Consider the following 12,318-nt stretch of genomic DNA (forward strand, 5'->3'; position numbering starts at 1 on the left):
TTTCGACGAGGGGGAGACGACGTGGCGCACCCGGCGGTTACGAGCGATGACCTGGCATGGCTTCTCGACGACGTCGTCGACCGCGTTCGCGGTGCCGAGCATGCCGTAGCGATTTCCCCCGACGGCCTCCTGCTGGCCGCCTCCCGCCACGCCGGCCCGATGGCCGCCGACCAGCTGTCCACTGTGGCCGCGGGCCTGTACGCACTGGCGGTCGCCGCCGGCCGCCACACCGAGAGCGGCGCCGTCCGGCAGATCACCATCGAGATGCGGGAAAAGTTCCTCTTCGTGACCGCCACCGCCGGCGGCGCCATCCTGGCCGTCGTCTTCGAGGCCGACTCCGACGTCGACGCGATCGCCTACGAGATGGCACTCTTCGCCGGCCGCGCCGACCACCACCTGCCCGCGTTCACCGCACTCGCCGCCTCGTCGTAAAAATCCCAGGCCGGGAGATCAGCGCTACCGCGACGTCCGCCGTGGTCCAGGCCGTTGCTCCCGCGGCCTCACCCGTCCGCCGCCGGTCGCGGTTACCCCTCTTTCCGTGGGCGGCGTTTGCCCGCCGCCGGCTGGCTAGTTGTCGGTGAGGGCTGCGCGGCAGCGGTCGGCGTGGGTGGTGACTCGCTGGCAGAGGCGCTCGGCCAGCTCACCAGGCGCGCTGTGTGCCGCCGCCTTGAACGCATCCGGTATGCGGGCTGCGAGATCGTCGATTCGCGTCACGGTGGCATCGGGGTCGAGCCCGCCGCCTTCGGCCAGCCGGCGCCAATGCCGCGCGCGGATCGCCGCGATCCGGTACTCGCCACCGATGCGCATCGCCATCCGCAGCTTCGGGGCGTGCATCTCGTCGTAGGGCAGAGCGCTGGCCAGGTCGTAGAGCGGCGCCAGTCGCACCTCAGAGCCGGAGAGCAGCAGGGAGTAGTTCTTGGCGTGGGCATCCGTGCCCGCGATGATCCAGTTGAACGCCAGTGCGTCCACGAACCGGCGGCGGCAGCTGTCCGACCGGAGCAGGCCCAGGATCTGCTCCGGGCCGGGGCCGCCCTCGCTCTGGTACTTGATCACCGGTGGGATCCCGAGTGCCTGGCACAGGTCTTCCTGGTGCAGCCGGCGGATCGCGCCGTCCGCGCGCGGGAGCCGGTCATAGCGGTCGACGACGATGACCCGCTCGCCGTCGAACGACGCGATGCGCGAAGCCGCCGCGTCGAGGCCAAGACCACGGGCGGCTTCGAATTCGGCGTCATAGGTCAGCGTCAGTTCGCCGTTGCGGTCCTGCCTCACCGCCCCGGCGATCTGACCGTCCATCAGGACGACGAGTGCCATGAACCACACCATGCCCGACACGGAGTGTGGTGGGTGAGCGGCAATCAGGTGGTGGCGGCGAACGCCTCCTCGAGGATTTCCAGGCCGCGCTCCAACGTCGGGTCGTCGATCACCAGGGGCGGCAGGAAGCGCAGCACGTTGCCGTACGTGCCGCAGGTCAGCGTGAGCAGCCCGGCCCGGTGGCAGGCGGCCGAGACCGCGCCCGCCGCGGCCGCGTCCGGGGTGATCGTGCCGGGCTGGACGATCTCGACGGCGAGCATGGCGCCGCGGCCGCGTACGTCGCCGATGCGCGGGTCGTGGCCGGCCAAAGCGCGCAGGCGGGGCACCATCACCGACTCGATGCGGCGGGCGGCGGCAGCCAGGTCGAGCTCGCGCATCGTCTCGATCGCGGCAAGTGCGGCGGCGCAGGCGAGCGGGTTGCCGCCGTACGTACCGCCGAGGCCGCCCGGGTGCACCGCGTCCATGACCTCGGCGCGCCCGGTCACCGCGCCGAGCGGCAGCCCGCCGGCGATGCCCTTCGCGGTGGTGACCAGGTCGGGCTCGACACCCTCGTGCTCGCAGGCAAACCACGACCCGGTGCGGCAGAAGCCGGTCTGGATCTCGTCGGCAACGAAGAGCGCCCCGGCCGCGGCGGTCCACGCGGCCAGGGCCGGGAGGAAGCCGGGAGCGGGCACGACGAAGCCGCCCTCGCCCTGGATCGGCTCGGCGATGACCGCCGCCACGTTGGCCGCGCCGACCTGCTTGTCGACCTGGTCCAGTGCGCGGGCCGCGGCCTCGGCACCGCTCAGGCCGCCGTCCCGGAACGGGTACGACATCGGCACGCGGTAGACCTCGCCGGCGAACGGGCCGAAGCGGTGCTTGTACGGCATGTTCTTGGCGGTCATCGCCATCGTGAGGTTGGTGCGCCCGTGGTACGCGTGGTCGAGCACCACGATGGCCGGCCGCCCGGTGGCGTGGCGGGCGATCTTCACGGCGTTTTCGACCGCTTCGGCGCCGGAGTTGAAGAGGGCCGAGCGCTTTTCGAACCCGCCCGGCGTCAGCGAGTTGAGCGTCTCGGCGACGGCCACATAGGACTCGTACGGCGCGACCATGAAGCAGGTGTGCGTGAAGCGGGCCACCTGTTCGCGCACCGCCGCGACGACGCGGGGCGCCGCGTTGCCGACGGAGGTGACCGCGATGCCGGACGCGAAGTCGATCCACTCGCGACCGTCTACATCGGTCAGCGTGCCGCCGGCGGCGTGATCCACATAGGACGACACGACGCTGCCGACGCCGCGGGCCACCGCCGCCGTGCGGCGCTTGTGCAGCTCCTCTGAGGTGGGCATCGCCTAACCCCAGTTGTGCATGACGTGCTTGAGCCGGGTGTAGTCCTCCAGGCTGTACACGGAAAGATCCTTGCCGTGCCCGGAGTGCTTGAACCCGCCGTGTGGCATCTCGGAGACGAACGGGATGTGGGTGTTGACCCATACGCAGCCGAAGTCGAGCCGGCGGGTCATCCGCATCGCGCGCCCGTGGTCCTTCGTCCACACGGAGGCGGAGAGGCCGTACTCCACGCCGTTGGCCCAGCGCACCGCCTCCTCCTCGTCGGTGAAGCGCTGCACCGTGATCACCGGGCCGAAGACCTCGTCCTGGATGATCTCGTCCTGCTGCCGTACGCCGGAGACGACGGTGGGCGAGTAGAAGAACCCGCGGTCGCCGACCCGCGAGCCGCCGATGCCGAGCGAGGCGTGATCGGGCAGCCGGTCCACGAAGCCGCTTACGCGCGCGAGCTGGTTGGCGTTGTTGAGCGGGCCGTAGAGCACGTCCTCCTCGTCCGGGCCGCCGGTCTTGGTCTCCCGCGCCTGCTCGACGAGCGCGGCCACGAAGTCGTCGTGGATGCCGGGGCCGGCGAGCACCCGCGTGGCCGCGGTGCAGTCCTGGCCGGCGTTGAAGTAGCCGCCGACCGCGATCGCCTCGGCCGCGGCGGCCAGGTCGGCGTCGTCGAAGATCACGACCGGGGCCTTGCCGCCAAGTTCGAGGTGGGTGCGCTTGAGGTCGGGGGCGGCCGCCGCGGCGACCTCCTTGCCGGCCCGGGTGGAGCCAGTGATCGATACCAGCTGCGGGGTCGGGTGGGCGACCAGCGAGCGGCCGGTGTCGCGGTCGCCGCAGACCACGTTGAAGACGCCCGCCGGCAGGAACTCGGAAGCGATCTCGGCGAGCAGCAGCGTGGACACCGGCGTGGTGTCGGACGGCTTGAGCACGACCGTGTTGCCCGCCGCGAGGGCTGGCGCGATCTTCCAGATCGCCATCATCAGCGGGTAGTTCCACGGGGTCACCTGGCCGACGACGCCGATCGGCTCGCGCCGCACGTAGGAGGTGTGACCCGCCATGTACTCCCCGGCCGAGCGCCCCTCCAGCATCCGCGCGGCACCGGCGAAGAAGCGCAGCTCGTCGACCGCGGGCGGGAGCTCCTCCTCGGCGGTGAGCTGGCGCGGCTTGCCGGTGTTGCGCACCTCGGCGTCAACGAGCTCGGCGGTCCGCGACTCCACCGCGTCGGCGAACTTCAACAGCGCCTTCTGCCGCTCCGCGGGCGTGGCGTCGCGCCACGACTCGAAGGCGGTCGCGGCGGCGTCCATCGCGAGGTCGACGTCGCGCTCGGAGGAGACCGGCGCCTGGCCGAAGACCTCGCCCGTGCACGGGTCGACAAGATCGCTGAAGCGGCCGTCGACCGGATCGACGTAGCCCCCGTTGACGAAGTTGCGCAGTACTTGCTTGTCAGTCATCGAGGTCTCCCGGTGAACGGCGGTTATCGCATCTCACCCGCCATCTTCGCGACTGAATTCGCGGCAGACAAGGTGCTTGGCGACTGTTTTCGTTAACCGACTAGAGTTTGACCATGGAGATCACGCCCTTCTACGTGGCCGGGCAGAAGAGCACCAGCGACGACACCCTCGACGTTCACCACCCCTATGACGGTCGCACGGTCGGGCGCACCGCGAACGCCACTCCCGAGCAGGTCGAGCGGGCGGTGGCGGCCGCCGCGGGCGTGGCCGCCGAAGCCTCCGCGCTCCCGGCCGCCGCGCGCGCCGCGGCGCTGGACCACGTCTCCCACCGGCTCGCCGAGCGGGTCGACGAGGTGGCACAGCTGATCACCGCCGAAAACGGCAAGCCGCTCAAGTGGGCGCGCGCCGAGGTCGCACGCGGCGTCTCCACGTTTCGCTGGGCGGCCGAGGAAGCGCGCCGCTTCGCCGGCGAGCTCCAGCGCCTCGATACGGACCCGGCGGCGGCTGGGCGGATAGCCATGATCCGCCGCTTTCCGCGCGGGCCGGTGCTCGGCATCAGCCCGTTCAACTTCCCGCTCAACCTTGTCGCCCACAAGGTGGCACCGGCCATCGCGGTCGGCGCACCGATCGTCCTCAAGCCGGCCCCGGCCACCCCGCTGACCGCGCTGCTGCTCGGCTCGATCCTGGCCGAGACGGACCTGCCGGCGGGCATGTTCTCCGTGCTCCCGGTGCCCAACGATCGCGCCGGCGCGCTGGTCGAGGACCCGCGCCTGCCGGTCGTGTCGTTCACCGGCTCCGGCCCGGTCGGCTACGCGATCCGCGACCGCGTGCCGCACAAGCACGTGACGCTGGAGCTGGGCGGCAACGCGGCGGCCCTGGTCTGCGGCGACTGGTCGTCGATCGAGGATCTGGAATGGGCGGCGCGGCGGATCGCGCTCTTCTCCAACTACCAGGCCGGGCAGAGCTGCATCGCGGTCCAGCGCGTGTTCGTGCACGAATACCTGGAGGACGCATTCGTCCCCCGGCTCGTCGCCGCCGTGGAAGCGCTGAAGACCGGCGACCCGTCCGACGAGACCGTCGACGTCGGCCCGATGATCAGCGAAGACGCCGCGAAGCGGGTGGAGAGCTGGGTCGACGAGGCCGTGGCGGGTGGCGCCACCGTCGTCGCCGGCGGCCAGCGGCAGGGCGCCACCTTCCCACCCACGGTGCTGACCGGCGTGCCGGCCGGCGCGAAGGTGCTCACCGAGGAGGTCTTCGGCCCGGTGCTCGCGGTGGCCCGCGTTCCCGACGACGCGGCCGGGCTGGCGGCCGTCAACGACTCGGCGTTCGGCCTGCAAGCCGGCGTCTTCACGCACAACCTCCAGACCGCGTTCACCGCACACCGCACGCTGGAGGTGGGCGGCGTGATCATCGGCGACGTGCCCTCCTACCGCGCCGACCAGATGCCCTACGGCGGCCTCAAAGGCAGCGGCGTCGGCCGCGAAGGCCTCCGCAGCGCGATGGACGACTACACAGAACCGAGAGTCATGGTCCTGACCGGCATCGACCTTTAGATCAGGTCCCGGGTCCGCGTCACCCGCGGACCGCCGCTCCCGCCGGAGACCGCGGAGCCCGGCGGCTCGCAGGGCGAGCCGAGATCCCCGGCCTCCGCTGCCAGCTCCGCGGGACAAGCCCTTGGGCGTCGCGAAGCGACGCCTCACCAACGGCGGACGGGTGAGGCCGCGGGAGCAGCGGTCTGGACCACGACGGGCGTCGCGGTAGCTCAGAATTTCGATCTCTTGGGGTAGATCCTCTAGGCCTTGAGCGCCGACGAGACTAGGGCTTGGCCTTCCTGCTGGAGTTGGGCCAGGTGGTCGGGGCCTTTGAAGGACTCGGCGTAGAGCTTGTAGACGTCTTCGGTGCCGGAGGGGCGGGCGGCCAGCCAGCCCGACGCGGTGACGATCTTGACGCCGCCGATCGGGGCGTTGTTGCCGGGGGCGTTGGAGAGGACGGCGGTGATCGGGTCGCCGGCGAGCTCGCTCGCGGTTACCTGGTCGGCCGAGAGCTTGGCCAGCACGGCCTTTTCCTCGCGGCTGGCCGGTGCGTCGATCCGGGCGTAGGCGGGCGCGCCGAACCGGTCGGTCAGCTCGGCGTACCGCTCGCTCGGCGAGCGGCCGGTGACCGCGATGATCTCGGAGGCGAGCAGGCAGAGGATGATGCCGTCCTTGTCGGTGGTCCACACCGAGCCGTCCTGGCGCAGGAAAGACGCGCCGGCGCTCTCTTCGCCGCCGAAGCCCACGCTGCCGTCGACGAGGCCGTCGACGAACCACTTGAAACCGACCGGCACCTCCATCAGCCGGCGGCCGAGGTCGTTGGCCACGCGGTCGATCATCGAGGAGGAGACAAGCGTCTTGCCCACGGCGGCGTCCGCGGCCCACCGCGGGCGGTTGCGGTAGAGGTAGTCGATCGCGACGGCCAGGTAGTGGTTGGGGTTCATCAGGCCGCCGTCTGGGGTGACGATGCCGTGGCGGTCGGCGTCCGCGTCGTTTCCGGTGGCCACCTGGAACGCGCCGCGCTGCTCGATCAGCGAGGCCATCGCGTACGGCGACGAGCAGTCCATCCGGATCTTGCCGTCCCAGTCGAGCGTCATGAACCGCCACGTCGGGTCGACCTGCGGGTTGACCACGGTGAGGTCGAGCCCGTGGCGGCTGGCGATCTCGTCCCAGTACGCGACGCTCGCGCCGCCGAGCGGGTCGGCGCCGATGCGCACCCCGGCCGCGCGGATCGCATCGATGTCGACCACGTTGGGGAGGTCGCCGACATAGGTGCCGACATAGTCGTACGTCTCGGTGGTCTCGGCGGCCCGCGCGCGCGTGACGGTGACCCGCCGGACCTCCTTGAGCCCGCTCTCCAGCAGCGCGTTGGCGCGGTCTTCGATCACCTTGGTGACGTCGGTGCCGGCCGGCCCGCCCGACGGCGGGTTGTACTTGAAGCCGCCGTCCTGCGGCGGGTTGTGTGACGGCGTGACGACCACACCGTCGGCCAGCCCGCTCGTCCGACCACGGTTGTAGGTGAGGATCGCGTGCGACACCGCCGGCGTCGGCGTGTAGCCGTCGCGGCTGTCGAGCCGCACCCGCACCCCGTTGGCGGCGAAGACCTCCAGCGCGCTCAGCAGCGCCGGCTCGGAGAGGGCGTGGGTGTCGCGGGCCAGGTAGAGCGGGCCGTCGATGCCGCGCTCCGCCCGGTACTCGCAGATGGCCTGGCTCATCGCGACCACGTGGTCTTCGTTGAACGCCAGCTTCAGGCTGGACCCCCGGTGCCCCGATGTGCCGAACCCGACCCGCTGCCCGGCCTCCGCCACGTCCGGCTTACCGGTGTAGTAGGCCGAGACGAGGTGGGGCACGTCGACGAGATCACCAGACTCGGCGACGCGACCGGCGCGAGGGTGAAGCCGGGCAGTATCGGACACGACGTATCCTCTCGGGAAGTCGGGAAGCGGTTTCGATCGTAGTCGTGTGGGAGGCTTCTGTTGGCGGGCAACATTCGGGTCGTGGCCTTTGACCTCGACGACACACTCGCCGTGTCGAAGTCCCAAATCGACGACCGGATGGCGAAGCTGCTGGCCCAGTTGCTGGCTCAGGTCGACGTCTGCGTGATCTCGGGCGGGCGGTTCGAGCAGTTCGATACCCAGGTGCTGCGCCATCTAGACCTCGATGCCGTCGCGCGTCAGCGGCTGCACCTGATGCCCACCTGCGGCACCCGCTACTACCGCTGGATCGACGGCGGCTGGGGCCTCGTGTACGCCGAGGACCTCACCGAAGAGGCCAAGGAGCGCATCGTCGCGGTGCTGGTCGAGGGTGCGAAGGCGCTCGGCATCTGGGAGCCCGAGCCGTGGGGCGACATCGTCGAAGACCGCGGAAGCCAGGTGACGTTCTCGGCGCTGGGGCAGCGGGCGCCGGTCGACGCCAAGTACGCGTGGGACCCCGACGGCGCCAAGAAGGCGGCCCTGCGTGACTACGCGGCCGCCCGCCTGCCCGACCTGGAGGTGCGTAGCGGCGGCTCCACGTCGGTCGACGTGACCAAGATGGGCGTCGACAAGGCGTACGGCATGGGCAAACTGATCGAGCACCTCGGCCTGGCCATCGAAGAGGTGCTCTTCGTCGGCGACCGCCTCGACGAGGGCGGCAACGACTACCCGGTGAAGGCGATGGGTATCCGCTCCGTGGCGGTGACCCGCTGGCAGGACACCGCGGACTACGTCGAGCGGCTGCTCACCACGCTGCCGGACGGTGTACCCGGGGACGTTTAGGATCATCGCAGCCCCGCCCGCGTTTGGAAGGAGCGTCCGGTGTCGCTGGACACGCAGTTGCTGGAGATCCTCGCGTGCCCAGACACGCATCACGCACCCCTGGAGTACGACGCCGCCGCCGAGACCCTGACCTGCACCGAGTGCGGCCGGATCTTCGAGGTGCGAGACGGCATCCCGGTGCTGCTGCTGGACGAGGCCCGTACCCCGGAGGGCGAGCCCCCTACCCCTGAAGGCGAGAAATGAGCGCGAGCGTGCGCGGCCGCCGCACGGTCGACGAGGCACTGTTGGACAACCCCGACGCCCTGGCGGAAAACGACCCAGGCGGCATGCTGCGGGCCACCGCTTCCGCGGGCGCGCAGGTCCGCGAGACGGCGGCGCTCGCCGCGGAGGCCAACCTGGCCGCGCTGAGTGACGAGGGCCGCCCGCGTGCCGTCGTGATCGCGGGCATCGGCACCGCTGGCCGCACCGGCGAGATCCTCGCGACGGTCGCCGGCCCCCGCTGTCCCGTCCCCGTGATCGCGCACCGCAGCGCCGGCGTGCCCGGCTGGGTCGGCGCCGCCGACGTGGTGATCGCGGTCAGCGCCTCCGGCCGCAGCCCCGAGGCGCTCGGCGCCGCCGAGGCGGCCGCCCGCCGGGGCGCGCGCCTCGTGGCGGTCGGCGCGCCCGACTCGCTGCTCCAGTCGGTGGCGGAGGGCGCGCGGGCGCCGTTCATCCCGGTGCCTCGGCGGGCCCCGGCCCGCGCCAGCCTCTGGGGGCTGACGGTGCCGGTGCTGCTGGCCGCCCGCACGTTCGGCCTGGTGAAGGTCAACGAGGCCGACCTGGCCGAGACCGCGTCGCGGCTCGACGCGGACGCCGATCGCTGCCGCCCGACGGCCGAGTCCTTCGTCAACCCGGCGAAGTCGCTGGCGCTGGGCCTGGCCGGCTCGGTGCCGATCGTGTGGGGCTCGTCGCCGCTGGCCGCGGTGGCCGCCCGGCGCTTCGCCGACACGATCTCCGCGAACGCCCGCTACCCCGTGGTCGCCGGCGCTCTGGGTGAGGCCGGCCGCGGTCGGGTGGGCCTGCTCGACGGCGTCTTCGGCGGCCTGGTGGAGTCGTCCCGCGACATCTTCGCCGACGAGGGGGAGGAGCAGGACGTCACGCGGCTTCGCGTGGTGCTGCTCCGCGACGGCGGCCTCGGCAACGAGGAAGACGCCGACGAGCCGGTCGCGGTCGAGGAGCGGCGGGCCGACGCGGTGCAGACGCTGGCCGAGCGGCGCGGTGTCCGCTGCGACGTGGTCACCGCCGAGGGCGGCTCACCGCTGGAGCGGCTGGCCTCGCTGGTCGCCGTGCCCGACTTCGCCTCGATCTACCTCGCTCTCGCACACGGACTCGACCCCATGGCCGTGCCGGCCGTCACCGAGATGAAGGAGCTGAGCAACCCGTGAGTACCTCCGGCGGCACCAGAGCGATCATCGCAGCGCTGCTGGCAAACCTGGGTATCGCGGTCACGAAGTTCCTCGCGTGGCTGCTCACCCAGTCGTCGTCGATGCTGGCCGAGTCGATCCACTCCGTGGCCGACTCCGGCAACCAGGCGCTGCTGCTGCTCGGCGGGCGCCGGGCGCGGCGGGAGGCCACCCCGCAGCACCCCTTCGGGTTTGGGCGGGAGCGCTACATCTACGCGTTCATCGTCTCGATCGTGCTCTTCAGCCTCGGCGGATGCTTCGCGTTGTACGAGGCGTACCACAAGTGGGGTCACCGGGACGAGGGCATCACACAGTGGCACTGGGTGCCGGTGGTCGTGCTCTCGGCCGCGATCGTCATGGAGTCGTTCTCGTTCCGTACGGCGATCGTCGAGTCCAACCACGTGCGGGGCAAGGCATCGTGGGTCCAGTTTGTCCGCCGGGCCCGGGCGCCCGAGCTGCCCGTGGTGCTGCTGGAAGACCTCGGTGCGCTGGTCGGTCTGATCTTCGCGCTCATCGGCGTGTCGATGACGCTGATCACCGGTGACGGCACCTGGGACGCGCTCGGCACCGCGGCCATCGGCATCCTGCTGGTCACGATCGCGATCGTGCTCGCATTGGAGACCAAGAGCCTGCTGCTCGGGGAGAGCGCCACCCCCGAAGACGAGGCCAAGATCGTGGAAGCGATCACCACGGGCCCGGAGGTCGAGCGGGTCATCCACATGAAGACGCTGCACCTCGGCCCGGAGGAGCTGCTGGTCGCGGCGAAGATCGCGATTCGCGGGCACGAGAGCGGCGAGGACATCGCGCGGCACATCAACTCGACCGAGGCGCGCATCCGCGCGGCCGTCCCGATCGCCCGGGTCATCTACCTCGAGCCGGACATCTACCAGGTGCCGGCCGAGACCGCCCCGGCCGCGGGCTGAGCGGTGCGCCGCCTGTCCGGCCGCGTCCGGCCGTACGCGTGGGGTTCCCGCACCGCGATCGCACGGTTGCAGGGGCGGCCGGTGCCCAGCGAGGGGCCGGAGGCGGAGCTGTGGCTGGGCGCCCATCCGGGCGACCCCGCCACGGTCGACGGGGCGAGCCTGGCCGACCTGATCGCCGCCGAGCCGGAGGGCATGCTCGGCGGCGAGGTGGTGGCGCGCTTCGGCCCGCGCCTGCCGTACCTGATGAAGGTGCTCGCCGCCGCCGCGCCGCTGTCGCTCCAGGCGCACCCGGACGCGGAGCAGGCGCGGGAGCGGTTCGCGGCCGGGCATCCGAGCTACGTCGACGCGTACCACAAGCCCGAGCTGCTCGTGGCGGTGTCGGATTTCGAGGCGCTGTGCGGGTTTCGCGACCCCGCGGCGTCCGCCGCCGCGCTGTCCACTATGGATGCACCCGCACTCAAGCCGGTCGTCGCCGCGCTCGGCCGGGGCGACCTCCGCGCCGCGATGGCCGACCTCGTCGCGCTACCGGCGGCCGCGGTCACCGAGGCGACGGCGGGGCCCGACGCGCCCGCGCTCGTCCGCCGGCTCGCCGCCGGCTATCCGGGCGATCCCGGGGTACTCGTGGCGCTGTTGCTCAACCACGTCACGCTCGCGCCCGGCGAGGCGATCTGGATGCCGGCCGGAAACCTGCACGCGTACCTCGAGGGCACCGGCGTAGAGATCATGGCGGCCAGCGACAACGTGCTGCGCGGCGGTCTGACGCCCAAGCATGTCGACGTGCCCGAGCTGCTGCGGGTGCTGCGCTTCGAAGTGCTGGCCGACCCGGTCGTGCGTCCCGAGCAGGTGGGTCCGGGGATCGTGCGGTGGCCGGCGCCGGTGGAGGAGTTCGCCCTGCACCGCGTGCGGCCGACCGCCGGTGCCGCGGTGCTGCCGGTGCTCGGGCCGCGGGTAGTGATCTGCCTGGCCGGCGACCTGATCGTCGACGACGGCGCAGGCGAGGTGGCGCTGGCCGGTGGCGAGGCGGCCTTCGCCACGGCCGGTCCCGCCGCGCTCACGTTCGTCGGATCCGGAGAGGCGTACGTCGCGTCCGTGCCGGCGTAACTCTGGGCTTCTGGGGTGGGCTCCGTTCCCACCTAGGCGTTTGCGCCATTCGCACACACGTACAGATCAAGAAATTTCCTGATTCGCTTGACACCGCCATAGCGCAATGTAACGCTATAACCACGCAGCGTTATCGCGACGAAAGGTCCGAGTCACGCGCGGGGGAACCAAACCGGGGGGATGCGCGGGGCGGTGGGAGTTGAGCGGAGAGCCCGCTCATGACCCGCCGCCCCGCGCGCTGCGTAGAGTGCCCCGATCCGAGCCCTCTATTTGCGCTTGAGGCCGCCCGCGTATGGTGGTTGCTCGTTGCAACGGACGCGTTCGACAGGAGCTTTCATGACCAGCACTCTGCCGGCGCCGGACGCGTCGGCCTCGGCCCGCCCGCGCACCGTCGCCGAAGGCGACTACAAGGTAGCGGACCTGTCGTTGGCCGGTTTCGGTCGCAAGGAGATCCAGCTCGCGGAGCACGAGATGCCCGGGCTGATGGCCTT

The 12,318-nt window shown here is 71.5% G+C and carries 12 protein-coding genes; 8 read left to right on the plus strand and 4 right to left on the minus strand.

What is annotated here, in order from left to right:
* Positions 1-21: 21 nt before the first annotated feature.
* Positions 22-432 carry a roadblock/LC7 domain-containing protein gene (locus ACTMTJ_RS38100; RefSeq protein ID WP_441223583.1) on the plus strand — a complete coding sequence of 137 codons (411 nt, stop codon included), beginning with the start codon at positions 22-24 and terminating at the stop codon, positions 430-432.
* 135 nt (positions 433-567) lie between these two features.
* On the opposite strand, the gene ACTMTJ_RS38105 is transcribed toward ACTMTJ_RS38100, so the two are convergent.
* Genes ACTMTJ_RS38105 through ACTMTJ_RS38115 form a run of 3 tightly spaced genes read right to left on the minus strand, consistent with a single transcriptional unit; the run spans position 568 to position 4,073 of the window.
* Complete coding sequence (locus ACTMTJ_RS38105) at positions 568-1,311, minus strand: HipA domain-containing protein (RefSeq protein ID WP_441223584.1); 744 nt, start codon at positions 1,309-1,311, stop codon at positions 568-570.
* Positions 1,312-1,355: 44 nt separating this feature from the next.
* Entirely contained in the window at positions 1,356-2,636 is a 1,281-nt protein-coding gene (gabT, locus tag ACTMTJ_RS38110; RefSeq protein WP_441223586.1) for a 4-aminobutyrate--2-oxoglutarate transaminase, read from the minus strand.
* A 3-nt stretch (positions 2,637-2,639) separates the two neighbouring features.
* Positions 2,640-4,073, minus strand: a complete 1,434-nt coding sequence (locus ACTMTJ_RS38115; RefSeq protein ID WP_441223587.1) for a gamma-aminobutyraldehyde dehydrogenase — start codon at positions 4,071-4,073, stop codon at positions 2,640-2,642.
* A 113-nt stretch (positions 4,074-4,186) separates the two neighbouring features.
* Between ACTMTJ_RS38115 and ACTMTJ_RS38120 the strand changes: the two genes are divergently transcribed.
* Positions 4,187-5,626, plus strand: a complete 1,440-nt coding sequence (locus ACTMTJ_RS38120) for an aldehyde dehydrogenase family protein (RefSeq protein WP_441223588.1) — start codon at positions 4,187-4,189, stop codon at positions 5,624-5,626.
* A 239-nt stretch (positions 5,627-5,865) separates the two neighbouring features.
* Here ACTMTJ_RS38120 and pgm read toward each other — a convergent pair whose 3' ends face one another.
* Complete coding sequence (gene pgm, locus ACTMTJ_RS38125; protein ID WP_441223590.1) at positions 5,866-7,521, minus strand: phosphoglucomutase (alpha-D-glucose-1,6-bisphosphate-dependent); 1,656 nt, start codon at positions 7,519-7,521, stop codon at positions 5,866-5,868.
* Positions 7,522-7,602: 81 nt separating this feature from the next.
* Here pgm and ACTMTJ_RS38130 point away from each other — a divergent pair, with 81 nt between their 5' ends.
* The 6 genes from ACTMTJ_RS38130 to ACTMTJ_RS38155 form a co-directional block, all read left to right on the plus strand.
* Complete coding sequence (locus ACTMTJ_RS38130; RefSeq protein ID WP_441223592.1) at positions 7,603-8,361, plus strand: HAD-IIB family hydrolase; 759 nt, start codon at positions 7,603-7,605, stop codon at positions 8,359-8,361.
* A gap of 39 nt (positions 8,362-8,400) precedes the next feature.
* Positions 8,401-8,604, plus strand: coding sequence for a Trm112 family protein (locus ACTMTJ_RS38135; RefSeq protein WP_441223594.1), 204 nt, complete (start codon positions 8,401-8,403; stop codon positions 8,602-8,604).
* A complete protein-coding gene (locus ACTMTJ_RS38140; RefSeq protein ID WP_441223596.1) occupies positions 8,601-9,785 on the plus strand; it encodes an SIS domain-containing protein in 1,185 nt (394 codons plus the stop codon). Before ACTMTJ_RS38135 ends, ACTMTJ_RS38140 begins: the two co-directional genes overlap by 4 nt.
* Positions 9,782-10,726, plus strand: a complete 945-nt coding sequence (locus tag ACTMTJ_RS38145; RefSeq protein ID WP_441223598.1) for a cation diffusion facilitator family transporter — start codon at positions 9,782-9,784, stop codon at positions 10,724-10,726. Before ACTMTJ_RS38140 ends, ACTMTJ_RS38145 begins: the two co-directional genes overlap by 4 nt.
* A gap of 3 nt (positions 10,727-10,729) precedes the next feature.
* Positions 10,730-11,827: a mannose-6-phosphate isomerase, class I gene (gene manA, locus ACTMTJ_RS38150; RefSeq protein ID WP_441223600.1), complete on the plus strand. Its 1,098-nt coding sequence runs from the start codon at positions 10,730-10,732 to the stop codon at positions 11,825-11,827.
* 336 nt (positions 11,828-12,163) lie between these two features.
* Positions 12,164-12,318, plus strand: a 155-nt coding sequence (locus ACTMTJ_RS38155) for an adenosylhomocysteinase (protein WP_441223617.1), incomplete at its 3' end; no start/stop codon positions are given.

Source organism: Phytohabitans sp. LJ34 (assembly GCF_052068095.1).
Classification (GTDB): domain Bacteria; phylum Actinomycetota; class Actinomycetes; order Mycobacteriales; family Micromonosporaceae; genus Phytohabitans.